Origin of the sequence: Streptomyces sp. NPDC060035 (assembly GCF_042736635.1) — a bacterium.
Classification (GTDB): Bacteria; Actinomycetota; Actinomycetes; order Streptomycetales; family Streptomycetaceae; genus Streptomyces.
The window spans coordinates 14,043-37,672 of sequence record NZ_JBHWVO010000021.1 but is presented as its reverse complement, the minus strand read 5'-3'; the positions used below and the strand labels follow the sequence as shown (position 1 = coordinate 37,672).

General features: G+C 70.9%; 22 protein-coding genes. 6 read left to right on the top strand and 16 right to left on the bottom strand.

The window, feature by feature from the left end; genetic code table 11:
• The first annotated feature begins 147 nt into the window (after positions 1 to 147).
• Complete coding sequence (locus ACFWBQ_RS28185; RefSeq protein WP_385501325.1) at positions 148 to 903, top strand: SIS domain-containing protein; 756 nt, start codon at positions 148 to 150, stop codon at positions 901 to 903.
• A gap of 128 nt (positions 904 to 1,031) precedes the next feature.
• Here ACFWBQ_RS28185 and ACFWBQ_RS28180 read toward each other — a convergent pair whose 3' ends face one another.
• The gene (locus ACFWBQ_RS28180; protein WP_385501321.1) at positions 1,032 to 2,423 is read right to left on the bottom strand and encodes a PAS domain-containing protein; all 1,392 of its coding nucleotides are present in this window, start codon (positions 2,421 to 2,423) and stop codon (positions 1,032 to 1,034) included.
• A gap of 375 nt (positions 2,424 to 2,798) precedes the next feature.
• Complete coding sequence (gene pdxH / locus ACFWBQ_RS28175) at positions 2,799 to 3,431, bottom strand: pyridoxamine 5'-phosphate oxidase (RefSeq protein ID WP_385501316.1); 633 nt, start codon at positions 3,429 to 3,431, stop codon at positions 2,799 to 2,801.
• A gap of 259 nt (positions 3,432 to 3,690) precedes the next feature.
• On the opposite strand from pdxH, the gene ACFWBQ_RS28170 reads away from it, so the two are divergent.
• Together ACFWBQ_RS28170 and ACFWBQ_RS28165 are read left to right on the top strand one after the other, a co-directional pair.
• On the top strand, positions 3,691 to 4,800 hold the full coding sequence (locus ACFWBQ_RS28170; RefSeq protein ID WP_385501313.1) for a citrate synthase 2: 1,110 nt from the start codon (positions 3,691 to 3,693) through the stop codon (positions 4,798 to 4,800).
• Between the two features lie 178 nt (positions 4,801 to 4,978).
• Positions 4,979 to 5,881, top strand: a complete 903-nt coding sequence (locus tag ACFWBQ_RS28165) for an isocitrate lyase/phosphoenolpyruvate mutase family protein (RefSeq protein ID WP_385501308.1) — start codon at positions 4,979 to 4,981, stop codon at positions 5,879 to 5,881.
• Here ACFWBQ_RS28165 and ACFWBQ_RS28160 read toward each other — a convergent pair.
• Complete coding sequence (locus ACFWBQ_RS28160) at positions 5,827 to 6,363, bottom strand: DUF4145 domain-containing protein (RefSeq protein WP_385501302.1); 537 nt, start codon at positions 6,361 to 6,363, stop codon at positions 5,827 to 5,829. The two genes, ACFWBQ_RS28165 and ACFWBQ_RS28160, sit on opposite strands and share 55 nt — an antisense overlap.
• A 294-nt stretch (positions 6,364 to 6,657) precedes the next feature.
• On the opposite strand from ACFWBQ_RS28160, the gene ACFWBQ_RS28155 reads away from it, so the two are divergent.
• Positions 6,658 to 8,667, top strand: coding sequence for an Ig-like domain repeat protein (locus tag ACFWBQ_RS28155; protein WP_385501300.1), 2,010 nt, complete (start codon positions 6,658 to 6,660; stop codon positions 8,665 to 8,667).
• 87 nt (positions 8,668 to 8,754) lie between these two features.
• On the opposite strand, the gene ACFWBQ_RS28150 is transcribed toward ACFWBQ_RS28155, so the two are convergent.
• Complete coding sequence (locus ACFWBQ_RS28150) at positions 8,755 to 8,970, bottom strand: hypothetical protein (RefSeq protein ID WP_385501298.1); 216 nt, start codon at positions 8,968 to 8,970, stop codon at positions 8,755 to 8,757.
• A 520-nt stretch (positions 8,971 to 9,490) separates the two neighbouring features.
• Here ACFWBQ_RS28150 and ACFWBQ_RS28145 point away from each other — a divergent pair.
• On the top strand, positions 9,491 to 10,489 hold the full coding sequence (locus ACFWBQ_RS28145; RefSeq protein ID WP_385501295.1) for a MarR family transcriptional regulator: 999 nt from the start codon (positions 9,491 to 9,493) through the stop codon (positions 10,487 to 10,489).
• A gap of 21 nt (positions 10,490 to 10,510) precedes the next feature.
• Here ACFWBQ_RS28145 and ACFWBQ_RS28140 read toward each other — a convergent pair whose 3' ends face one another.
• The 12 genes from ACFWBQ_RS28140 to ACFWBQ_RS28085 form a co-directional block, all read right to left on the bottom strand.
• The gene (locus tag ACFWBQ_RS28140) at positions 10,511 to 11,224 is read right to left on the bottom strand and encodes an HAD family hydrolase (RefSeq protein ID WP_385501293.1); all 714 of its coding nucleotides are present in this window, start codon (positions 11,222 to 11,224) and stop codon (positions 10,511 to 10,513) included.
• Positions 11,221 to 11,361, bottom strand: a complete 141-nt coding sequence (locus ACFWBQ_RS28135; protein ID WP_385501290.1) for a hypothetical protein — start codon at positions 11,359 to 11,361, stop codon at positions 11,221 to 11,223. Before ACFWBQ_RS28135 ends, ACFWBQ_RS28140 begins: the two co-directional genes overlap by 4 nt.
• Before the next feature lie 136 nt (positions 11,362 to 11,497).
• Positions 11,498 to 12,091, bottom strand: coding sequence for a TetR/AcrR family transcriptional regulator (locus ACFWBQ_RS28130; RefSeq protein WP_385501289.1), 594 nt, complete (start codon positions 12,089 to 12,091; stop codon positions 11,498 to 11,500).
• A complete protein-coding gene (locus tag ACFWBQ_RS28125) occupies positions 12,079 to 12,813 on the bottom strand; it encodes an enoyl-CoA hydratase family protein (protein ID WP_385501287.1) in 735 nt (244 codons plus the stop codon). The genes ACFWBQ_RS28130 and ACFWBQ_RS28125 overlap by 13 nt, the downstream gene beginning before the upstream one ends.
• Positions 12,810 to 14,387, bottom strand: a complete 1,578-nt coding sequence (locus ACFWBQ_RS28120; protein WP_385501285.1) for a 4-coumarate--CoA ligase family protein — start codon at positions 14,385 to 14,387, stop codon at positions 12,810 to 12,812. The genes ACFWBQ_RS28125 and ACFWBQ_RS28120 overlap by 4 nt, the downstream gene beginning before the upstream one ends.
• A 130-nt stretch (positions 14,388 to 14,517) precedes the next feature.
• Positions 14,518 to 15,717 carry an acyl-CoA dehydrogenase family protein gene (locus tag ACFWBQ_RS28115; protein ID WP_385501283.1) on the bottom strand — a complete coding sequence of 400 codons (1,200 nt, stop codon included), beginning with the start codon at positions 15,715 to 15,717 and terminating at the stop codon, positions 14,518 to 14,520.
• Positions 15,714 to 17,702, bottom strand: coding sequence for an acetyl/propionyl/methylcrotonyl-CoA carboxylase subunit alpha (locus ACFWBQ_RS28110; RefSeq protein WP_385501281.1), 1,989 nt, complete (start codon positions 17,700 to 17,702; stop codon positions 15,714 to 15,716). The genes ACFWBQ_RS28115 and ACFWBQ_RS28110 overlap by 4 nt, the downstream gene beginning before the upstream one ends.
• A gap of 117 nt (positions 17,703 to 17,819) precedes the next feature.
• On the bottom strand, positions 17,820 to 19,418 hold the full coding sequence (locus tag ACFWBQ_RS28105; protein WP_385501279.1) for an acyl-CoA carboxylase subunit beta: 1,599 nt from the start codon (positions 19,416 to 19,418) through the stop codon (positions 17,820 to 17,822).
• Positions 19,415 to 21,118 (bottom strand): acyclic terpene utilization AtuA family protein, encoded by a 1,704-nt coding sequence (locus tag ACFWBQ_RS28100; RefSeq protein WP_385501278.1) that lies wholly within the window; start codon positions 21,116 to 21,118, stop codon positions 19,415 to 19,417. Before ACFWBQ_RS28100 ends, ACFWBQ_RS28105 begins: the two co-directional genes overlap by 4 nt.
• A complete protein-coding gene (locus tag ACFWBQ_RS28095) occupies positions 21,115 to 21,921 on the bottom strand; it encodes a TIGR03084 family metal-binding protein (RefSeq protein ID WP_385501277.1) in 807 nt (268 codons plus the stop codon). The genes ACFWBQ_RS28100 and ACFWBQ_RS28095 overlap by 4 nt, the downstream gene beginning before the upstream one ends.
• A 118-nt stretch (positions 21,922 to 22,039) precedes the next feature.
• Positions 22,040 to 22,435, bottom strand: coding sequence for a cupin domain-containing protein (locus ACFWBQ_RS28090; protein ID WP_385501276.1), 396 nt, complete (start codon positions 22,433 to 22,435; stop codon positions 22,040 to 22,042).
• A 139-nt stretch (positions 22,436 to 22,574) separates the two neighbouring features.
• Positions 22,575 to 22,946, bottom strand: a complete 372-nt coding sequence (locus tag ACFWBQ_RS28085) for a signal peptidase I (RefSeq protein ID WP_385501275.1) — start codon at positions 22,944 to 22,946, stop codon at positions 22,575 to 22,577.
• Positions 22,947 to 23,064: 118 nt separating this feature from the next.
• Between ACFWBQ_RS28085 and ACFWBQ_RS28080 the strand changes: the two genes are divergently transcribed.
• Positions 23,065 to 23,592 carry a hypothetical protein gene (locus ACFWBQ_RS28080; RefSeq protein ID WP_385501273.1) on the top strand — a complete coding sequence of 176 codons (528 nt, stop codon included), beginning with the start codon at positions 23,065 to 23,067 and terminating at the stop codon, positions 23,590 to 23,592.
• Positions 23,593 to 23,630: the final 38 nt, after the last annotated feature.

Below are 23,630 nucleotides of genomic sequence, written 5' to 3'. Positions count from 1 at the left end.
CCCTGCACCAATTCTGACGCATAGCACCGACAACCGTGCCGCCACGGCAGAAGCCCGTGCACCGGAACGGTATTGACAACGCATTGGTCCAGACCGCAACGTGATCCGCGGCACAAAGACCCCCACCCCGCAGGAAAGGCCTCCTCGATGAGCGACAGCAAGCTTGCCGGTCAGTTCTTCGACGCAGCAATCGGCCTGCTGGAGCGTGTGCGCGACGAGGAGTCCGGCGCCATCGCGGCCGCCGGTGCCGCGATCGCCGACACGGTCGCCGCCGGCGGGCGGCTCTTCGCCTTCGGCGCGGGGCACTCCTCCCTCGCCGCACAGGACGTCGTCTACCGGGCGGGCGGATTCGCCCTGATGAACCTGCTGGCCGTCCCCGGCACCGTCGGCGTCGACGTCATGCCGGCCACGCTCGGCTCGGCTCTGGAGCGGGTGGACGGTCTCGCGAGTGCCGTGCTCGACTCCAGCCCCGCGCGGTCCGGCGACCTCCTCGTGATCATCTCCCTGTCCGGGCGCAACGCGTTGCCGGTGGAAATGGCACAGAACGCCCGGGCACTCGGCCTGACGGTCATCGGCGTCACCTCGGTCGCGTACACGACGGGCACCCGGTCGCGGCACTCCTCGGGGGGATTCCTGCGGGACCACTGCGACATCGTGCTCGACAGCAAGATCTCGATCGGCGACGCGGAACTGACGACGGACGGAATCGAGGCGCCGTTCGCGCCCGCGTCGACCGTGGTCACCAGTGCGCTGATGCAGGCGATGATGGCCACCGCCGCGGAGGAGCTGGTCGCCCGGGGCATCGAGCCGCCACTGCTGCGGTCCGGGAACGTGGACGGCGGGCACGAGTGGAACGGGCGCGTGATGCGGGAGTACGGGGACCGGATCTTCTACCGGCACTGAGCGGCACCCCGGACGGGGGCCACGGTTCCGTCCTCAAACGCCGGACGGGCCGAAGTCGCCGGCCCCGGGCCGGAGTCGCCGGACGGGCCGGAGTCGCCGGACGGGCCGAAGATGCCGGACGGGCCGCCTCACGGGCTTGAGCCGGCGTTGCCCGGGGTGGCGGTCAGGTGGGCCAGGTCCACCGCCGAGGCGACCCGGACCGCCACGCTCTCCGCGTACGACGCGTCCGGGCGTTCGAACGCGCTGCGGCTCCCCGCGCGCAGGAACGTCACCACGCCCAGCGTCCGCCCCCGGCTCCGCAGCACCGCGCACAGCACGTGCACCGAGTCCCGCGGCCACTGCCGCTCCACCGCCCACTCCTCCCCCGCCCCGGCCCGCGCGCTGGCCCGCACCGACCCCGTACGCTCCACCGCCTGCAGAGCGGGGTGCCCCGCCCCGTACCGCACCGGGATCGAGCCGCCCGACACCGGCAGGCACGGGCCCGGCGCGTCGGCCGGCGTCGCTGCGGCCCGCACCAGCCGCTCCCCCGCCAGCAGGTCGACCACCACATGGTCGGCGAACCCGGCCAGTGCGTAGTCCAGCGACGAGGTCGCCGCCTCCATGGGGTCCTCGCACTCGGCTGCCTGGCGGGCCGCCCGGTGCAGCTGATTCGACCGGAAGCGCACCCGGTCCGCCTCCTGCTCCGCGAGCTTCGCCGCCGTCACGTCGCGGAACAGCCAGCCGACCCCCAGCGGAACCGGTTCCTCGGCGAGGGGCGACGCCAGCCGCAGGAACCCGCTGCGCCAGCAGCGCCGCCGGTCGCCCTCCGCTGTCCGCAGCGTCACCCAGAGCTCCGCGGGCGCGGGCGGCGCCCCCTCGGCGAGCACGTGCTGCAGCGCACCCTCCAGATCCTCCACCCCCTGGACGATCAGCTCGCCCAGCGGACGTCCCAGCAGCGCCGTACGCCCGCCGCCCAGAGACCGCGCGGCGTAGGAGTTGACGACGGTCGGCCGCAGATCGACATCGACCAGGACCACACCCCACGACGGGTCCTCGAACAACGCCTCGCTCAGCGCGATGGACCGCTCCAGATCGATCTGCGCGTGCACCTCGCTGAACGCGCAGTACACCCCGGCCGGCTTCCCGTCCTCACCGCGCACCCCGGACGACTGCGTCCGTACGAGCACCCGCCCGCCGTCCTTGCGCAGCAGTGCGAACTCGTGCACCTGCCGCCCGGGGGCGTCCATGGCGGCCATCAGCCGCCCCTGCACGTCCCCCGCATCCGCGCTGCGCACCGCCCACCCGGCGAATCCGCTCCGCCCGACGGCTTCCCCGGCGGACCAGCCGAGAATCCGCTCGGCCTCGCGGTTCCAGTGGGTGATCGTGCCCAGCGCGTCGAACGCGCAGAGCGCGGCGTCCATCCCGTCGAGCAGCGCCGCGAGCAACTGGGACCCGGGGATCGCCCCCGCGGGCGGTTCGCGCTCGGGGTCCTCGTCGGGTCCGAGCGCATCTGTGGTTCCACTGCTCCTGGAAGCACTCACTCCGTACCCCCCGCAGGACGTATTCCGCATAGCCGCACGTCAGATCATTGAACTCGAACGTGAGCCACCACACAGCCACTTCTCCGAAATCCGGCGGCCATCCGATCCCCGATAAATCGCTTGTGCCTCGCGGGACGGGTTTTCTAGGCTGTGGTCACACGGCGAAAGGAGGTGATCCGAAAAGTGCAGTCTTATCGGATTCGTGAGGTGGCTGCGGGCTGACAGCCCGTCGTCGCACACTGTGCACCTCGGCAGGCTGTCTGCCGAAAACCCAAGCAGTCACCGACCCGCAGGCTCGCCGGTAAGTCCGGCCGGCCCCTCCGCAAGGAGGGACCAGAGCCTGCGGGTTTCTGCATGGAGGGGGCCCTACGGGACTTACGGGCAGAGCCGCTCCACGCTCCAGTCCTCACCCTCGCCCTCGCGTACGTACCGCAACCGGTCGTGCAGCCTGTTCTCCCGGCCCTGCCAGAATTCGATCGTGTCCGGCACCACGCGGAAGCCGCCCCACTGCGGGGGTGCCGGGACCTTCTCGCCCTCGGGGTAGCGGGCGGCCAGCTCCTCGTAGCGCCCCACCAGCTCCTCGCGCGAGCCGATCACCGTGGACTGCTCGCTCGCCCAGGCACCGAGCTGGGAGCCGTGCGGGCGGCTACGGAAGTAGGCGACCGTCTCCTCGCGGCCGACGCGGGACGCGGTGCCGGTGACGATGACCTGGCGGGCCAGCGGGTGCCAGGGGAAGAGCAGCGAGACGTAGCGGTTCGCGGTCAGCTCGCGGCCCTTGCGGGAGCCGTAGTTGGTGAAGAAGACGAAACCGCGGTCGTCGTAGTGCTTCAGCAGCACCGTGCGGGAGGACGGCCGCCCCTCGGGCGAGGCCGTGGAGACCACCATCGCGTTCGGCTCGTGGAGCGCGCCGCCCCCGGCGACCTGGCGGAACCAGTGGGCGAACTGGTCCATGGGGTCGGCGGCGAGGTCCTTCTCGGTGAAGTCCTCGGAGCGGTACTGCTCGCGCATCGCGGCCGGATCGGTGGTGCAATCGGAAGCAGAGGCGTGAGAGGAGGCGGAAGCGGAAGACGGAGTGGCATCAGCTGTGGGCACGGGGGCCATCCTGCCGCAGCGGGCCGGTGTGCCCGGCCGGGAGGGGGCACAACCGCCCGCCGGACAGCGGGAGGCTGTGCCGGATGTCACCCTTCCCCGCGTCGTGGGAACCCGCCAATATCGTGAGCGGGCCTCTGTGGCCTGCATACAGCCGCCGAGCCGAGGGAGCCGCCCCATGTCCGACTTCGTACCCGGACTTGAAGGAGTCGTCGCGTTCGAGACGGAGATCGCCGAGCCCGACAAGGAAGGCGGCTCGCTCCGCTACCGCGGCGTCGACATCGAGGACCTCGTCGGCCATGTGTCGTTCGGCAACGTCTGGGGTCTGCTGGTGGACGGGGCGTTCAACCCCGGCCTGCCGCCCGCCGAGCCGTTCCCGATCCCCGTGCACTCCGGCGACATCCGTGTCGACGTGCAGTCCGCGCTCGCCATGCTGGCGCCCGTGTGGGGTCTCAAGCCGCTGCTCGACATCGACGAGGAGACCGCGCGCAACGACCTGGCGCGGGCCGCCGTGATGGCCCTGTCGTACGTGGCGCAGTCGGCACGCGGCCAGGGTCTGCCGATGGTTCCGCAGAGCGAGATCGACAAGGCACAGTCCGTGGTGGAACGGTTCATGATCCGCTGGCGCGGTGAGCCGGACCCCAAGCACGTGAAGGCCGTCGACGCCTACTGGACGTCGGCCGCCGAGCACGGCATGAACGCCTCGACGTTCACCGCCCGCGTCATCGCGTCGACCGGCGCGGACGTGTCGGCGGCACTGTCCGGCGCGGTGGGCGCGATGTCGGGTCCGCTGCACGGCGGCGCCCCGTCCCGGGTCCTCGGCATGATCGAGGAGATCGAGCGGACCGGCGACGCCACGGCGTACGTGAAGCAGGCGCTGGACAAGGGCGAGCGCCTGATGGGCTTCGGCCACCGGGTCTACCGTGCCGAGGACCCCCGGGCCCGCGTCCTGCGGCGTACGGCGCGGGAGCTGGCGGCGCCGCGCTTCGAGGTGGCGGAGGCGCTGGAGAAGGCCGCGCTGGAGGAGCTGCACGCCCGGCGGCCCGACCGCGTGCTGGCGACGAACGTCGAGTTCTGGGCGGCGATCGTGCTGGACTTCGCCGAGGTCCCGGCGCACATGTTCACGTCGATGTTCAGCTGCGCCCGTACGGCGGGCTGGTCGGCGCACATCCTGGAGCAGAAGCGGACGGGTCGGCTGGTGCGCCCCTCGGCGACGTACGTCGGTCCCGGCACGCGCAACCCGCGGGAGATCCCGGGGTACGAGCAGCTCGCGGACCTGGGCAACTGACGGGCACCGGGCCGGGGTCCAGGAGCGTGACGCGCCCCGGAGCGCGTCGGCCAGGACTCTCGGCGCCGGGCGCGTCGTTGCTCCGCCCATCGAACGCGAGGGCGACGCCGCGCTCGCCCACCGACCCGCAGAGATGGTTCGGGCGGCGCCGAACTGTTCCGGCTCTAGCGTCAGGGCCATGACGCACACGATGCATGAGTTCGGCCTCCCTGCGGACGTGCCCCGGGTCTGCCCCGGCCGGGCCCACGCCCTCGCCCTGGCCGATGGCGTGCTCCAGCGTCCGCTGACCGCTTTCGCCCGCCTGCATCACCGGACCAGCACCCCGCTCCTGCTGCCCAACGCCTGGGACTACGCCTCCGCCGCCGCTCTGGCGGCACAGGGCTTCCGGGCGATCGGCACCACAAGCCTGGGCGTGGCCGCGGCCGTCGGCCTGCCGGACGGGGAGGCAGCCACCGCCGACGCGACCTTGGCGCTGGCCCAACGGCTCGGACAGGGCTCCTTCCTGTTCACCATCGACGCCGAAGGGGGCTTCAGCGATGACCCGGAGGACGTGGCAGAGCTGGCCCGAAGGCTGTACGACGCAGGCGCTGCGGGGATCAACCTCGAGGACGGCCGCCCGGACGGCACCCTCGCCCCCACGGAACTTCACGCCGCGAAGATCGCTGCCGTCAGGACCGCCGTGCCCGCGCTGTTCGTGAACGCCCGCGCCGACACCCACTGGCTCGGACGCCAGGAGGAAGAGACCGCGGCGCGCCTCGCGATCTACGAACAGGCCGGTGCGGACGGAGTGTTCGTACCGGGGCTGTCGGATCCGGACGGGATCGCCGCCCTGACGGCAACCCTCGTCGTCCCGCTGAACATCCTGTACACGCCGACCGGACCCACCCTCACCGAACTGGCCGCGCTGGGCGTGCGCAGGGTCAGCCTCGGCTCGCTTCTCTACCGCAGCGCCCTGGCGGCGGCCGTGACCACCGCGACCGCCATCCGTGACGGCCGTCGGCCGCCCGCGGACCTCAAGGCCCCCTCCTACGCCGAGGTGCAGGCACTCGGGGCGCCCGGGGCACCCCGAGGATCCGTGTGATGCTCCCGGCCGCCCTGTCGCCGTGCGGCGGTTGCCGCACTCACGCGTCGAGGACGTGAGCGATGGCCGGCGCCACCCGGTCGATCCAGTCGATCGCGGTGGTGGAAGACACCGAGCTCGTATGCGAGGCGGACCGCTTCGAGGGCGCGGGTGGTGTCGAACAAGTGCGCGTGAGCCGCCAGGTTGCGGTCACGGCGGAGCCGGTCGAAGGCGTCGTGCACTTCCGGGGTGAGTGCTCCGGTGTCGGTGAGCGCCCTCAGCCGGTCGACCTGGCGGCACCCCGCCACCCGGAGCCCCGTGCGGGTGACCAGCTCCTCCGCCAGGACGTCGCCGAACCGACCTGCCTGGACCTGGGCCGCGTTCGAGTTGCTGAAGACGTTGAGCTCGGCCAGGGCTCCGTACAGCGCGAGGAGAGGCTGATGCCGGTAGAGGATCCCGCAGTTCGGCGATGCCTTCGCCAGGTCTCGAAGCCGGTCATCCACTTCGTACCCACGCCGCCCTGCGCAGATCACGATGAAAGATCGAGTCCAGGGGCCCTGGGCGAACAGGCGTTGAGTTTTTCGAATTCGAGCGATCCCGTGGCCACCCTGCACCCTGGCGCCGCCCCTGAAGGCGTGGAAACCCCGGGCCCAACCAGCAGCATCAGGCACTGGACGGTGCCCTTTCACTACGTCCCGGAGCTAACCCGCTGCCCAACTGTCACAGCCGTCACATACGCTGCGACCCGGCGGGGGCGCTCACACAATCATCACATCACCCTGGGGGTACAGGTCACGGTGCGCAGACAGAAGCACAGACGCATACTCACGACCGCGACGGCTCTTGCGGTCCTTTTCAGCTCGGCATCGCTGAGCGTCGCGGCGGCCGGCTCGGCTGCGGCCGACACGTCGAAGGTCCTCTCCCTGAAGTCCGTGGGAGACGTCGTGGTGGACGGCGTCCACCAGCGGGTTTACCTATCGGACCCGACCGCCGGCAAGATCGTCGTCACCGACTACGCGGCAACCGTCGTCGCCACGCTCACCGGCCTGTCCGGTGTGAACGGCCTCGAACTCTCGGCCGACTCGGGCCAGGTGTACGCGGCCGTCACAGGCGGCAGCCGGATCATCGCGGTCGACACGCAGACGTACACGCAGAGCGCGAGCTACGCCCTCGGCGGCCTCGACGGGGTCAGCACGCTCGCCCAGGCCGGCGGCAAACTGTGGTTCGGGTACGCGGCGAACTACTCCGGCCACATCGGTTCGCTGGACCTGTCGGGTCCCGAACCCGTCGTCCAACTCTCCCAGCAGATCTCTCAGGGCCACAGCGGCTCAGTGGCCCCGGAGTTCGGCTCCGACCCGGCCGCCCCCGGCGTGCTGGCCGTCGGTGTGCGGGAAAGTGACGTCGTCGGCATCTACGACGTGTCGGACTCCGGGCTGACGCTGCGTGTCAGCAAGTCGGTGGCCGGGAACCTCCGGGAACTGGACATCACCCCGGACGGCAAGGAAGTCATCACCGCCAGCGGCTCGCCGTACGTGCACCCGGCGTTCTCCACGGCCGACCTCTCGCCGGTCGTGACCTACCAGTCGTCCGACTACCCCAACGCCGTGGATGTCGCCCCGGGCGGCGAGGTCGCGGGCGGCACCTTCTCCTGGTACGGGCCGGACGTCCATGTCTTCTCGCACGGCGGTCCGAACGCGGTCCGGACCTTCGAGTTCCCCAACACGGGCAACTCCTCGGGCGGGGACACCCTCGTGCCAGGGGCCTTGGCCTGGGCTCCGGACAGCAGCCGGGTGTTCGCGGTGTCGGAGAACAGCGAAGGAGTGTTCTCCCTGCGCGTCCTGGGCGACCCCGCGAAGTCGCTCCCGTCGATCACGGTGAGCGCGCCCTCCAGCGCGACGCGCGCCAAGGCCCTGGCGGTCACCGGAAAAATCACCGCGAGCGTGGCGCTCCCGGCCGGGACCCCCCTGACGGTGACGCGCACCGACCTCGACTTCCCCAAGGGCAAGTCGCTGGCCGCCGTCGTCACCAAGGCGGGCGGCGCGTTCTCCTTCTCCGACACCCCGTCGGCCGGCGGCAGAGTGACGTACAAGGTCTCGTACACGGGCGACGCCACGCACGCCCCGGCGAGCGGCTCCGACACCGTCGCGGTGTCACGGACCGCGGTCACCCTCACGCTGAACAACAACAAGAAAGTCTTCTCCTACGGGACGTCGGTCGCATTCACCGCTGTCCTCGGCAAGACGTACAAGAACCGCACGGTGAAGATCTACGCGGACCCGGCCGGCGACGGCAAGGGCAAGTACCTGATCAAATCGGGCACGGTGAACAGCACGGGCAAGATCTCCGGCACCTTGAAGATGTACCGGAACTCCTCCGTCTACGCCGTGTACGACGGCGACGCACGAACCGCGGCGAAGACCGTGACGGTGTCGGCGGGAGGCAAGGCCAAGGTGGCCACGTCCGTCTCCCGGCACTACAAGACGGGGAGGATCGGCGCGACGACGTACCACTATGTCCACAAGACGTCGCAGCCGTACTTCAACACCACGATGAACCCCTATCCCGGCCGCAAGCTGCGGCTGGACATCCAGACGTATTACAAAGGCGCCTGGCACAACGGCGGCGCGCAGTACTTCAAGCTCAGCTCGGCCGGCAAGTCGGTCGTCAACCTGGGCAAGCCGGGGTCGAGTTCCGTCGGCTACAAGTTCCGGTTCCGGGCGGCGTACATCAAGGGAGCCGACCGCTCCGGTGACAGTGTGAACTCGACGGCCTACGGCTCTTGGAAGTACATGTACGTCACCAACTGACGTCTCACAGTACGCGCGGAGTCCCGACCTCACCGGTGCTGCCATCTCCGCAGGGGATCTTCCCGGGCCCCTTCGGCTGCATCGGCCTCAGCGCCCCACCCCGTCGACGTCGGCCTTCAAGACCTCACATCGGGTTTTGAAGGCCGAAGTGACTCTGCTGCGCCATTCGTTCAGGCGGAAGTCGAGGTAGTGCTCGCCGCGCTTCACCCCGTGCGCGGCGAGCTTGCGCCGGATCGGGGCAGTCACCTTCACATCCACCACGGTCGCGTCGGTGGTGTGCACGTCGGTGATCAGATTCGGCATCATCCCTGTCCCGCGTCGGTGTCGGTGTCAGTGTCAGTGTCAGTGGTGCAGGTTTCCGTGAAATGGACCTTGTGGTCCATCCAGAACAGGTCGTCGCCCTCGGGCGCCCTGCGTGCGTCGGAATCGCAGGGGGAGGCCAGGCGGAGTTGACGCCTGGCGCAACGGTGACGCGCAATACTTCAAGCTCGGCGACCGGCCGATGCTCGGATCTCGGATCCCGAGCTTCGGAGACACCCGGTTCACTCTTCCGGGTGTACACGGAGAAAGCCGCGTCCGAAGCTTGAGCTTCGGGATCCGGGCTTCGGGATTCGAGCACCTTCTTGTAACCGGTAAGGAAAAGAAGGGTTTTGGGAAAACCTCCCCCACCTCCCAGACCCGTCACTGCCAGCAAGTATGACTAATCGTGATCAGCTTGCGGCGAAGGGTCACGGCTGCTTACGGTGCGACCGAACGAACGACCCCGACACGGTGTTGTCGCACCAGGCCGGGGTCTCACCTCAAGATCGAAACAGGCGATCCCGTGGCTACCAAGCACATTAGTCCTGCCCCTTGCGCCCCCGCACTCTCCCGCCCGTACCCGATGGCGAATCCCGGTTACGGCAAGCGGCCCATGCCGGACCAACGCCCCGCAGGCGCAGACGATTTCGCGCTCCTGCCCGTACGCGAGCGGTGCATCGCGGGATTCATCGACCATCTCCCCGACGGCGCGGCCATGGACGTGAAGAGCCTGGCCAAGCAGCTGCCGCTCTACGGCCAGCAGGCGGTCGGCTCGGCGTTGAATGCCCTGTCCGTCGCCGGGTATCTGCGGCGCGTACGGTGCCTGGTCGGCGAGGGTGACCAGGTCCGCTGGGTCTTCCGGACCTTCTGGTCCCGTACCGCCCACGACAACGAGTGGTGGGCCTCCCACCTCGTCGCCGAGGGCAGAGAAGCGGCACCGACCACCGCCGCGCCCCCGCCGCCGCCCTGGGCACCTGTCGAGGAACCGGCGCCCGTGGAGGAACCGCCCGCTTCTTCGGCCGTACCGCAACAGCGAGCCCCGGAGCCCACCCCGGCGCCACATACCCCCTCGCCCGCCTATCTGGCCCTGGCGCAGCTCGGCCGCACCGACCCCCGCCTGGCCCTCTCGGCCGCCGACTGCGCGGTCCTGGAGGCACGGGCCGCCGAGTGGCTGGCCCGGGGCGTGAACGCCGACTACCTGACGCAGGCCCTCACCGCCGGGCTCCCCGCGCAGGTCGACTCCCCCGTCGGCTTCCTCCGCCGCCGCCTCCAGGACAAGATCCCGCCGCGCGTGCCCTCGGCCGTCGTGACGCCCGCGCCGGGCGAGCCTGCCCACCGCTCGATGCTGGAGTGCACCAAGTGCGGTGTACCCGGACGCCCCGAGGCCCTCCCCGACGGCCTCTGCCGCTCCTGCCACCAGCCCGACGCCTCGGCGCCGGTAGCCGTTCCCGCAAGTGGCCTTGTCGAGGCCGACGTCCATACCCGTGCGGGCCACGTTCGCGAGCTGCTCAGGTCGCGCTGAGCACCGTATTCCTGCGACGGCTCAACCGGTAAGCGAGTGGATCGACTCGATGAGCCGCCCCGGATCAGTCAGGTCCTCCAGTACGAGGTCCGCCCCGGCGGCGGTGAGATCGTCAGCGTCCGTTGTGCCGGAAGCCACCGCGATGACCACCGCGCCGCCCTCCCGTCCGGTCCGCACGTCTTCGAGCGAGTCGCCGATGATCACGGTGTCGGTGCGATCGAACGGCTGGCCCATACACACCTCGGCCCGCTTCTGCGCGACACCGACCAGGGCCGGGCGGTGCATGTCGTCCGAGGCATACCCGCCGATGTCCGGGACCACGTACCGCGTGAGCTCGAAGGCGTCGAGTTTCACCAGGGCATTGGGCTTGAGATTCCCGGTGACGATCGTCGGCAAGAGAGATGGATCAGAGCGCACAGCTCGTAGCGCGGCGACGGCACCTGGCATGAGGACGCCGTCGCGCCGGATGTCGTCAGTGTGCCGACGCAGGACCTGCGGCAGGAGCTCGACCATCGTCGGCAGGAACGTGACTGCCTCGTCCTCCGGGATGCCGTTGTCCAGAAGCAGATCGCGGATCGCCAAGGGCATCGTCATGCCGGTGCCACGCTTGGGGAACCTCTCGGCGGTACGGCCCGTGACCTCGTAGAACGTCTCCCGGTAGACCTGCCGATCGATGTCCCCGACGTAGAGCAACGTCCGGTCGATGTCCCACAGCACGAGTACCTGTGCGCTCACGTCACGTCTCCCGTCCGGGTCATGTCCGCCACAGCGTCCTTCAGATCCTGAGCGTACGGGGCGGGGTTGATGTCGAGCTCGGCAGCGAGGGAGTGCACGTGCTCGTCGAGGCGTGCGGACTGGAGATCCAGTGCCATCGCCAGCGCCTGATGCCCCGCGGCGGCGCCTGCCCCCGCGTCGCCGATTCGGAAGTGCGCGGTGGATTCCCGAGTGAGAATGAGGACTCGGGTGCGCCTCTCGGTACCGCCCGCGCAGGTCGCGCGCGGCGGGGCGTCAGCCCAGCGCCTCGTCCAGCAGCGCCGCCCACTGGGCGACCACCCTGCGGCGCCTGGCCGTGTCGTCGGTCAGCAGGTTGGCGAGGCCGAGGCCGCGGGCCATGTCGAGGAGGCCCTGGACCGTTTCGCGGACTCCGGGGCGGTTCTCGTCGGCGGCGAGGAGCTCGACGGCGATGCGGTGGGTCTCGCGGCCGACGCGGGCTTCGAGTTCGGTGACGCGGGGGCGGAGCTGCTCCTCGTTGGAGGCGGCGACCCAGAGCTGGAGCGCGGCACGGAAGAGCGGTCCCGTGTAGAGGTCGACGATGGCGGCGAGCACCGCCGGGCGGCCCTGGACGGGCAGGGCGCGCAGGGCGGCCGAGCGTTCCTCGGCGACGTACTCGACGGCGCCGGTGAACAGGTCCTCGCGGGTCGGGAAGTGGTGCTGCGCGGCGCCGCGCGAGACCCCGGCGCGTTCGGCGACGACGGAGACGGTGGAGCCTGCCCAGCCGTGTTCGGCGAGGCAGGCCACCGCGGCTTCCAGCAGCCGTTGACGGGTGGCGCGGCTGCGGTCCTGTTTGGGGGACTTGGGGGCCGTGGGAGTCACAGCAGCCATGCGGGATCCCGTCGTTCCAGGAAGGCCGTCATCCCCTCCCGTGCCTCGTCGGAGGCGAAGAGTGCCGCGGAGCGGGCGATGAGGTCTTCGGCGTACTGGTCGAAAGTCTCCAGCACAGTAGCCGTGACCAGCTCCTTCGAAGCGGCCAGCCCCTGGGGTGATGCCCTGCGCAGTCCGTCCAGTACCGGTACGAGCGCCTTGTCCACGTCCTCGGCGGCGAGGCTCACGAGACCGATCCGCGCGGCTTCCGCCGCGTCGAAGCGTTCCCCGGTGAGGTAGTAGCGGGATGCCGCGCGGGGATCCAGGCGGGGCAGCAGGGGCATGGAGATGACGGCGGGGGCGAGTCCCAGGCGTGATTCGGTGAGGGCGAAGGAGGAGTCGGGGCCCGCGACCGAGATGTCGCAGGATCCGAGCAGTCCGAGGCCGCCGGCCCGGACGTGCCCGGTGACCCGGGCGACGACCGGTTTGGGCAGGGCGACGATGCGCCGCATGAGGGCGACGAAGACCTGCGGGTCGGCCGGTGCGGTGAGGTCGGCGCCCGCGCAGAAGGTGTTGCCCGTGTGGGTGAGGACGACGGCCCGTACGGTGTCGTCCGCCGCGCAGGCGTCGAGGGCCTCGGCCAGTTCGGTCACGAGCCGTGCGCTCAGGGCGTTGCGGTTGGCCGGGGAGTCGAGCGTGAGGGTGGTGATGCCCCGGTCGTGGGCGGGTTGGGCGAGGGTCATTGCTGCTTCTCCCTGTCGCGCAGTTCCCGGCGCAGGATTTTGCCGGAGGCCGCACGCGGTACGGCCTCGATGAATTCGGCCTGTCTGATCTTCTTGTACGGGGCGACGCGCTCGGCCACGTACGCCATGACGTCGTCGGCGGTGAGGTCCTGGGCGGCCGGCTGGCGTACGAGGTAGGCCTTGGGGACCTCGTTGCCGTCGGAGTCGTACACCCCGATGACGGCTGCGTCCGCGACCGACTCGTGGGTGAGGAGGAGTGCTTCGAGTTCGGCGGGGGCGACCTGGTAGCCCTTGTACTTGATGAGTTCCTTGACCCGGTCGACGACGAAGAGCCAGCCGTCCGCGTCGACGCGGCCGATGTCCCCGGTGTGCACCCAGCCGTCCGCGTCGATCATCTCGGCGGTGGCTTCGGGGCGTCCGAGGTAGCCCTTCATCACCTGGGGGCCGCGGATGAGGATCTCGCCGTCGGTGTCGATGCCGAGGTCCGTCCCGGGGTCCTCGATGGACGCGATCCGCATCTCGGTGCTGGGCAGCAGCTTCCCGACGGCTCCGGGCGGCGGGTTCTCGGCCTCGAGGGGCACGACGTGGGTGCCGGGCGAGAGTTCCGTCATGCCGTAGGCCTGGCGTACGGGCGGCAGGCCCAGGCGGGCGGAGCAGGCCGCGGCGAGTTCGGCGTCCAGGGGGGCGGCGGCGCTGACGATGTACTGCAGCGAGGAGAGGTCGTAGGTGCCGACGGCCGGGTGCTTGGCGAGGGCCAGGACGATGGGCGGGGCCACGTACAGCCCGCTGATGCGGTGTTCCTGGATGGCGCCGAGGAACTGGTCGAGGTCGAAGCGGGGCAGGACGACGACGGTGGCGCCGCAGCGCAGGGGGACGTTCATCAGGGCGGTCAGCCCGTAGATGTGGAAGAAGGGCAGAACGGCCAGGATGCTGTCGCCGGGGCCCATGGGGATGAAGGGGCGCAGCTGCTCCAGGTTGGTGCCGATGGAGCGGTGGGTGAGCATGACGCCCTTGGGTGTGCCCGTGGTCCCGGAGGAGTAGGGGAGGGCGGCGATGTCCTCGGCCGGGTCGAACGCGAGGTCGGGTTCCGGGGCGGTGGAGCCCAGCATGTCGAGTACCGAGGTGTGTCCCTCGGCCTGGTCGCAGACGAAGATCTCCTCGATGCCGCCCGCGAGTTCGGCCGCCTGACGGGCGATGTCGAGGAACAGGGACACGGTGACGATCCAGCGGGCGCCGGAGTCCTTCAGCTGCTTGGCGAACTCCTCGGCCGTGGCGAGCGGGTGGACGGTGGTGACGGAGGCTCCGGCGCGCGTGGCCCCGTAGAAGACGGCGGGGTAGGCGATCGTGTTGGGGCTGTGCAGGGCGAGGACGTCGCCCTTGCGCAGTCCCGCTCCGGCGAGGTGCGCGGCGATGCGGCGGTGAAAGGTGTCGAGCTGGGCGTAGGTGACGGAGAGGCCGTTCGTGCCGTCGATCAGGGCGACGGTGTCTCCGAATGCTGCGGCCTCGCCGAGTACCGCTTCGTGGATGGGTGTGTCGAGGGCCGGAACGTCTGCGTACTCGCTGCGGAACACCATGGCGGTCCCCTGTCGTCGCGGTGCGGCGGGCACGGCGCCCCTCTCTGTGGAGCGGGGCGCCGTGCGGGTGTGGAGAGTCAGAATCGCCCCTGTCGGTACGGAATGGGGAGACCCTGGACCAAGAGCGTCCTCAGTACGACTTCGGCAGTCCCAGCGACTGGTGGGACACGTAGTTGAGGATCATCTCCCGGCTGACGGGCGCGATGCGGGCCACGCGTGCCGCAGTGACCAGGGAGGCGAGTCCGTATTCGCGGGTGAGGCCGTTGCCGCCGAGGGTGTGGACGGCTTGGTCGACGGCCTTCACGCAGGCTTCGGCGGCGGCGTACTTCGCCATGTTGGCGGCCTCGCCCGCGCCTGTGTCGTCGCCGTCGTCGTAGAGCTTCGCGGCCTTCTGCATCATCAGCCGGGCGAGCTCCAGCTCGATGTGCGCCTGGGCGAGCGGATGGGCGATCGCCTGGTGGGAGCCGATGGGCGCGCCCTTCCAGACGGTGCGGGTCTTCGCGTAGTCCACCGCCCGTTCGAGGGCGTAGCGGCCCATGCCGATGGCGAAGGCGGCGCCCATGATGCGTTCCGGGTTCAGGCCGGCGAAGAGCTGGAGCAGGCCGGCGTCCTCTCCCCCGCTCTCGGTTCCGCTCGAGCGGGAGGCACCCCCTCCGACGAGCGCGTCGGCGGGCAGCCGTACGTCGTCGAGTACCAGCTCGAACTGCTTCTCGGCGGCGTGCAGCTCCATGTCGATCGCGGTGCGCTCGAAGCCCGGGGCGTCGCGGGGGACGATGAAGAGGCAGGGCTTGAGGCTGCCGGACCTGGCGTCCTCGGTGCGGCCGACGATGAGCGTCGCGTCGGAGATGTCGACGCCGGAGATGAAGACCTTGCGTCCGCTGAGGATCCAGCCGTCCCCGTCGCGGCGTGCGGTGGTCGTGATGCGGTGCGAGTTGGATCCGGCGTCGGGCTCGGTGATGCCGAACGACATGCTCAGGGATCCGTCGGAGAGTCCGGGGAGCCACTTCCGCTTCTGGGCCTCGGTGCCGAAGCGGGCGATGACGGTGCCGCAGATGGCGGGCGAGACGACCATCATCAGCAGGGGCGATCCGGCTGCGCCCAGCTCCTCCAGGACGATGGAGAGTTCGGCCATGCCGCCGCCTCCACCGCCGTACTCCTCGGGGAGGTTGACGCCGAGGTAGCCGAGCTTGCCCGCCTCGTCCCACAGCTCCTGGGGGTGTTCGCCCTTGCGGGCGAGGGCGAGGGAGTATGCGCGGCCGTACCGCTTGCCGAGCGCGGCGACGGCGGCGCGCAGCGCCTTGTGCTCTTCGGTTTCGAGGACGGTGCTCATGCGTTCTCCTCCGGTGCGGCGGAATCCTGTGCGGCGGAATCCTGTGCGGCGGGATCGGTGACGACGGGATCGGTGACGACGGCGAGCAGGGCGCCGACCTCGACCTGGAGGCCGGGGGCGGCGTGGAGCACGGTGAGGGTGCCGGAGGCGGGGGCGAGGATGCGGTGCTCCATCTTCATCGCCTCCAGCCAGATCAGCGGCTGCCCGGCCTTCACGGCCGCGCCCGGAGCGAGCCCGTCCGCGAGGCGGACGACGGTGCCGGGCATGGGGGCGAGCAGGGAGCCGGGGTCGGTGCGTTCGGTGGGGTCGGTGAAGCGGGGCAGGGCGGTGAAGGTGTACGAGCCACGGTCGCCGTCGACGTACACGCGCCCGTCGTGGACGGCGACGGCGAAGTGCCGGGTGACGCCGCCCGTTTCGAGGCGGACGCGGCCGGGTGCGGCGGAGACGACCCGTTCGCCGGATTCCGGCAGGAGTCCGGCGCGCCCGGTCCGGTAGGTGATCTCGTGCTCGCTGCCGTCGGGTTCGCCGCGGTAGCTCCTGGCCTGGGGCTGCGAGGCGAGGTTGCGCCACGCGCCGAAGCGGGCGGGGCACGAATCGGGCCGGGTGGCGGCCCGGGCGAGGGCGGCGGCGGTGGCGGCGAGGCGCTGCTCCCCGGCGTCGGGCTCCGGGGTGAGGGCGGCGAGGTGCCGGTCGTAGAAGCCGGTGTCCGGGCGGGCCGCGGTGAACTCCGGGTGGCGCAGGGACCGTACGAGCAGCTCCCGGTTGGTGACCGGCCCGTGGATACGGGCGCGTTCGAGGGCGCGGGCGAGGAGACGTACGGCTTCGGTACGGGTGGGTGCGTGGGCGATGACCTTGGCGAGCATCGGGTCGTAGTGCACCCCGATGGTGTCGCCGCCGGTGTATCCGGTGTCGAGGCGCAGGCCGGGCTCGTCCGGCACTTCCAGGGTGTGCAGGGCCCCGGTCTGCGGCTGCCAGCCGGCAGCGGGGTCCTCGGCGTAGAGCCGGGCCTCGACGGCGTGCCCGTGCGGCTGCGGGGGCACGGCGGCGGGCAGCGGTTCGCCCTCCGCGACGCGGAGCTGCAGGGCGACGAGGTCGAGCCCGAACACCGCTTCCGTTACGGGGTGTTCGACCTGGAGGCGGGTGTTCATCTCCAGGAAGTACGGGCGTCCTTCGGCCGATACGAGGAACTCGACGGTCCCCGCGCCCCGGTAGCCCACTGTCTGCGCGGCCGCGATGGCGGCGTCGTGCAGCCGCTGTCGCAGCGCGTCGTCGAGGCCGGGCGCGGGGGCCTCCTCGATGACCTTCTGGTGGCGGCGCTGGAGCGAGCAGTCGCGGGTGCCGAGCGCCCACACCGTGCCCCGGTCGTCCGCCATGACCTGGACCTCGATGTGCCGGCCGCGTTCGACGTACGGCTCGGCGAAGACCTCGCCGTCCCCGAAGGCGGAGGTGGCCTCGGCGCGGGCGGCCGTCAACTCGGCGGGCAGGTCGCTGAGTTCCCGTACGATCCGCATCCCGCGTCCGCCGCCGCCCGCCGCCGCCTTGAGCAGCAGCGGAAGGTCCTCGGCGGTGGCGCTCGCCGGGTCGACGGGGGCGAGGAGGGGCACCTCGGCTGCGGCCATCAGCTCCTTGGCCCGGGTCTTGGACGCCATCAGCTCGATGGCCTTCACCGGCGGCCCCACCCACACGAGGCCCGCGTCCTGCACGGCCTGGGCGAACCCGGCGTTCTCGGAGAGGAACCCGTAGCCCGGGTGCACGGCGTCGGCGCCCGCCGCGAGGGCGGCGGCCACGACGAGGTCGCCGCGCAGATACGTATCGGCGGGTGCGGCCCCGGGGAGGCGGACGGCGGTGTCGGCCTCCCGGACGTGCAGGGCGCCCGCGTCCGCGTCCGAGTACACGGCCACGGTGGCGATGCCCAGTTCACGGCAGGTGCGGAAGATCCGGCAGGCGATCTCGCCCCGGTTGGCGACAAGGAGCACACGAATCATGGCTGGCAAAGGAGGACCCTTTCCACTAGAACAACCGCAACCATCAATTGAGGAACCCCCGCGGCGAGCAACCACCTCCGCGAGAACGGCGGCGGTTCAGCCGCAAAGGGGGGGCCCTCACATCCGGAAGACGCCGAAGCCGCCACGGGCGCCTTCGACCGGTGCCGTGTGGATCGCGGACAGGCACATCCCGAGGACGGTCCTGGTGTCGCGCGGGTCGATGACCCCGTCGTCGTACAGCCGCCCCGACAGGAACATGGGCAGCGACTCCGACTCGATCTGCTGCTCCACCATGGCGCGCAGACCCGCGTCGGCCTCGTCGTCGTAGGGCAGCCCCTTCGCGGCGGAGGAGGCGCGGGCGACGATCGACAGCACGCCCGCGAGCTGCTGGGGGCCCATGACGGCGGACTTGCTGCTCGGCCAGGCGAAGAGGAAGCGGGGGTCGTAGGCGCGGCCGCACATGCCGTAGTGACCGGCGCCGTAGGAGGCGCCCATCAGTACGGACAGGTGCGGGACCTTGGAGTTCGACACCGCGTTGATCATCATCGCGCCGTGCTTGATGATGCCGCCCTGCTCGTACTCCTTGCCGACCATGTAGCCGGTGGTGTTGTGCAGGAACAGGAGCGGGATGTCGCGCTGGTTGGCGAGCTGGATGAACTGGGCGGCCTTCTGCGACTCCTCGCTGAACAGCACGCCCTGCGCGTTGGCGAGGATGCCGACCGGATAGCCGTGCAGGCGCGCCCACCCGGTGACGAGGCTGCTCCCGTACAGCGGCTTGAACGCGTCGAAGTCCGATCCGTCGACGAGCCGGGCGATGACCTCGCGCGGGTCGAAGGGGACCTTGAGGTCGCCCGGGACGATCCCGACGAGCTCGTCCTGGTCGTACTTCGGCGACTCCGCGACCCCCGGGTCGGCGTGCGCCTTGCGCCAGTTGAGCCGGGCGACGATCCGCCGGGCCTGGCGCAGCGCGTCGTGCTCGTCGAGCGCGAAGTGGTCGGCGAGCCCGGAGGTCCGGGCGTGCATCTCGGCGCCGCCGAGCGATTCGTCGTCGCTCTCCTCGCCGGTGGCCATCTTCACCAGCGGCGGCCCACCGAGGAAGACCTTCGACTGCTCCTTGATCATCACGGTGTGGTCGGACATGCCGGGGACGTACGCGCCACCGGCGGTGGAGTTCCCGAAGACGACGGCGACGGTGGGGATCCCGGCCGCCGACAAGCGGGTGAGGTCGCGGAACAACGCGCCCCCGGGGATGAAGATCTCCTTCTGCGAGGGCAGGTCGGCACCCCCCGACTCGACGAGGCTGAGGCAGGGCAGCCGGTTGGCGAAGGCGATCTCGTTCGCGCGCAGGGCCTTCTTCAGGGTCCACGGGTTGGAAGCGCCGCCGCGTACGGTCGGGTCGTTGGCGGTGATCAGGCACTCCACCCCCTCCACGACCCCGATCCCGGTGACGAGCGAGGCACCGACCGCGTAGTCGCTGCCCCAGGCGGCGAGCGGGGACAGCTCCAGGAACGGGGTGTCCGGGTCGATCAGCAGCTCGATCCGCTCCCGGGCCAGCAGCTTGCCGCGCTTCCTGTGCCGTGCCACGTACTTCTCGCCGCCGCCCGCCAGGGCCTTGACGTGCTCGGTGTCGAGCTCGGCGAGCTTCGCGAGCATGGCCTCGCGGTGGGCGGCGTATTCGGGGCCGGCGGTGTCGAGTGCGGTGGGCAGGACGGTCATGCGGTCACCTCCGTTGTTTCCAGCAGCGCCACGGGGACGGACAGGCACCGGGACCGCAGCCACTCCCCCACCGCCTTGGCCTGCGGATCGAAGCGGGCCTGCGCGGCGACGCCCTCGCCGAGGAGGCCGTGGACGACGAAGTTGAGCGCCCTCAGATTCGGCAGCACATGGCGTACGACGGTGAGCCCGGCGGTCTCCGGGAGCAGTTCCTGGAAACGGGCGACGGTCAGCTCATGGGCCAGCCACCGCCAGGCGTCGTCGCTCCGTACCCACACACCGACGTTGGCGTCACCGCCCTTGTCGCCGCTGCGGGCTCCGGCGATGCGGCCGAGAGGCGCGGAGCGGGTGGGGCCGGGCGGGAGGGGCTCCGGAAGCTCGGGCTCCTCGACCGCTTCGAGCTCCCTGCACCGGGGGGCGGGGGGCACGGTCTCCCGCTCCCCGTCCGGCAGGACGGCCTCGTGTCTGACCTCCCCGGCCGGTACGTACATGGCCTCGAACACCCCGTACGGCGCACCCTTTCCGGGCGGGGCGGTCACATGGAAGCCGGGGTAGCTGCCGAGCGCGAGCTCGACGGCCGCCCCCGACACCGCGCGCCCGACCGCTTCGGCGTCCTGGTCGCGGACGACGAGCCGCAGCAGGGCACTGGCGGTCTCCTCGCTCGCGGCGTCGGCCCGGTCGGTACGGGCCAGCTCCCACCGCACCTCGGCGGGCCGCCGCCCGCCCCGGGCGAGGGCGTCGGCGAACTGGTCCTGCACGAGCTGCGCCTTGGCCTCGATGTCGAGCCCGGTCAGCACGAAGACGACCTCGTTGCGCCAGCCGCCGAGCCGGTTGAGCCCGACCTTGAGCGTGGGCGGCGGGTCCTCTCCCCGTACCCCGGAGATCCGTACGCGGTCCGGCCCGTCCTCGGTCAGCCGTACGGTGTCGAGCCGGGCGGTGACATCCGGCCCGGCGTACCTGGCCCCGGCGGTCTCGTACAGCAGCTGGGCGGTGACGGTGCCGACGTCGACGACACCGCCCGTACCGTCGTGCTTGGTGATGACGCTCGACCCGTCCTGGTGGATCTCGGCGAGCGGAAACCCGGGCCTGCGGATGTCATGGTCACCGAAGAACGCGTAGTTCCCTCCGGTGGCCTGGGTCCCGCACTCCAGCACGTGCCCGGCGACGACGGCCCCGGCGAGGGCGTCGTGGTCCTCGCTGCTCCAGCCGAAGTGGGCGGCGGCGGGCCCGGTGACGAGGGCGGCGTCGGTGACGCGTCCGGTGACGACGATGTCGGCCCCGGCGCGCAGGCAGGCGGCGATGCCGGCGCCGCCGAGGTAGGCGTTGGCGGTGAGGAACCCGTCGGGCACGGGCAGGCCGTCGCCCTCGACATGCGCGACGCGCACGGGCACGCCCACCTTGTCGGCCAACTCCCTTACGGCGTCGGCGAGCCCGGCCGGGTTGAGGCCTCCGGCGTTGGCGACGATCTTCACACCGCGCTCGTGGGCGAGCCCGAGGTTCTCCTCCAACTGCCGCAGAAAGGTGGAGGCGTACCCCCGCTCGGGGTCCTTGAGGCGGCTGCGCCCCAGGATGAGCATGGTGAGCTCGGCGAGGTAGTCCCCGGTCAGGACGTCGAGGGGGCCGCCGGTGAGCATGTCGTGTACGGCGTCGAAGCGGTCGCCGTAGAAGCCGGAGGCATTGCCGATGCGCAGCGGCCGCGTCATCGCTCCCCCTTCCGGGGGCGCCCGGGACCGGCGGGCCCGGCGAAGGCCTGCGCGATGTCCAGCCACCGGTCGGCGTCGGCCCCCACGGCGTGCAGGGCGAGGTCGTCGCGGTGGGCGCGCTGGGTGACGAGCAGGCAGAAGTCGAGCAGGGGCCCGGTGACGCGCTGGGCGGCGTCCTCGGGGCCGTAGGCGACGACCTCGCCGTCCGGTCCCTTCAGTTCCACCCGGAACTGCTCGCCGGGCGGCTGTTCCCCGCGCACGAAGTAGGCGTAGTCCCGCGCCCGCACCCCGATCCTGGCCACATGTCGCAGCCGCGCGGTCGGCTTGCGCGTCACACCGAGCGCGTCGGCGACGTCCTGCCCGTGCGCCCAGGTCTCCATGAGCCGCGCGGTCGCCATCGAGGCGACGCTCATGGGCGGCCCGTACCAGGGGAATCTGGCCCCGGGGGGCGCCGCCCACAGCGCCGCGTGAAGCCGCGCCCGGCCCTCCCGCCACTGCACGAGCAGGGCATCGGGCGGCAGGAGCGCCACCATTTCGGCGGCTGCCTGATCGACGAAGGTCTCAGGCCCGGCAAGCGCCTTGTCGACCTCGGCGGCGAAGGCGTCGGGTTCGGTGACCGCGATCAGCGCGACCTCGTCGGTCCAGTTCAGGTGGGCGATCTGATGGGCGACGGTCCATCCGTCGGCGGGCGTCGGCCCGGCCCATCCTTCCGCACTCAACCCGGCGACCAGCAGGTCGAGTTCGGCGCTCTCCCGACGCAGATCGTCGAGTACGGCGACGGTCACGGCCGATACATCGGACACGGTGCGCTCCCTCGGGGCGTGGCGGTGTGCCCCGGAGCATGCCAGCGCCCCAGAAAACAAGCAAGCATGCTTGCATGATTTCTTTCACGGAAGGGATCGAGCCCCAAAGCCCGCCTCTTCAGGTGGTGAGCGGATGCCCGGTGGTCGCGTCCACGTGGTCAGGGATGTCGTCGTGGCGATCGCCCACGGTCGGTGTCCCGGCGGGCTCGAACATCAGGATGGCGGCGCCGGACGGAGCGTACGGCTTGTGCTCCACGCCTCGGGGGACGGTGAAGACCGCACCCTGGGGGAGGAGGACCGTACGCTCCCCTGCGGACTCCCTCAAGGCGATGTGCAACTCTCCGTCGAGAACCAGGAAGAACTCGTCGGTGTCGTCGTGGACGTGCCAGACGTGTTCGCCCTCGACCTTGGCGATGCGGACGTCGTAGTCGTTGACGCGCGTGACGATGCGGGGGCTCCACAGGGCGTCGAAGGAGGCCAGGGCCTTGGCGAGGGAAATGGGTTCGCTGCTCATGGGTTCATCGTCGACCGACACGACGGGCGACACGAGTGCCAGGCATCGCATACGGCTGAAAATACTTCGGGCCGTGCTCCCCCGAACCGCTCGCAACCCTGTAGGGGCACCAGGCATTCCCGGAGAGATGATCCCTCGATCAGGCGCCGCCGGTGACCCGGTAGCCGGGGACGGACGGCCAGCGGACGGTCAGCACCACGGACTCCTCCTCCGCGTACCAGGAGTGGTCGACGCCCCGGCCCCATACGACGTAGTCACCCTGTTGGGCCAGCAGGACGCTTCGCCCGGGGAGCTCCACACGGAACCGGCCGCTGATGAGGACCAGCAGCGCCGTACGCTCCTCGCCGGTCACCCACCGGGCCCGCTCGTCGCCGCTCGGGTGCACACCCCACTTGATCTCCAGAGCCTCACTGCGCCGGGGATCACCGGCGTCCTTGAAATGCCCGAGCAGCCATCCCTGGTCGAGTGCCGCGTCCTGACCGGCATTGCCCACGTACACACTGTCGCTCATGACCTCGGAACGTAGCCGACCGTCGGAGGCGCCGGACGCACGGCCTCATCGGGTCCAACTTGGGGCTGCCCGCCACTCGACGCGGGGACACGGAACGGGAATTCGGGGGCTGATGTTCATGAAGCGGTCGAATGGAGTGAGCCGGAGGGCGTGGCTCGCGCTGGGGATCGGGGCCGGTGCCGCCGTTGTTGTCGGCGTCGGTGTGTACGCCTTCGGTGGGCCGACGCAGGCGCAGCAGGACGCCGAGCGGGTGCTCACGGATGTCGCCCCGCTGCAGGAGCGGTTCGGCGAGGCGGGGCGGCTGTCGGATCCGCATTGGCTGGTGTACGACCCGGACGAGGCCGAGCGGAGCCGGGAGCTTCTGCCGAACCCGGATGCGCGTTACCGGGTGGTGGGCGTCGCCCGGCTGCCCGCCGGGACGGGCGCGTCGATCGTGGCGACGCCTTCGTACGCCTTCGCGCCCGCCGATCCGGTGGACGTGCCGGACGTACTGACGGAGTTCCTGCCCGGGAAGGCGCGGTGGATGAGCAGTACTGCCTTCGACGAACACCTCCTGGCTTCCACTTCGGAGGGCCTCACAGGTGGCCGGTTCTTCCTCGACCCGTCGACGGACAGCCTGTACTTCGACACGGTCGATCCCACGTAGGACGTGCGGCAACACGGCCGAGCCCGATCCTCGGGTCG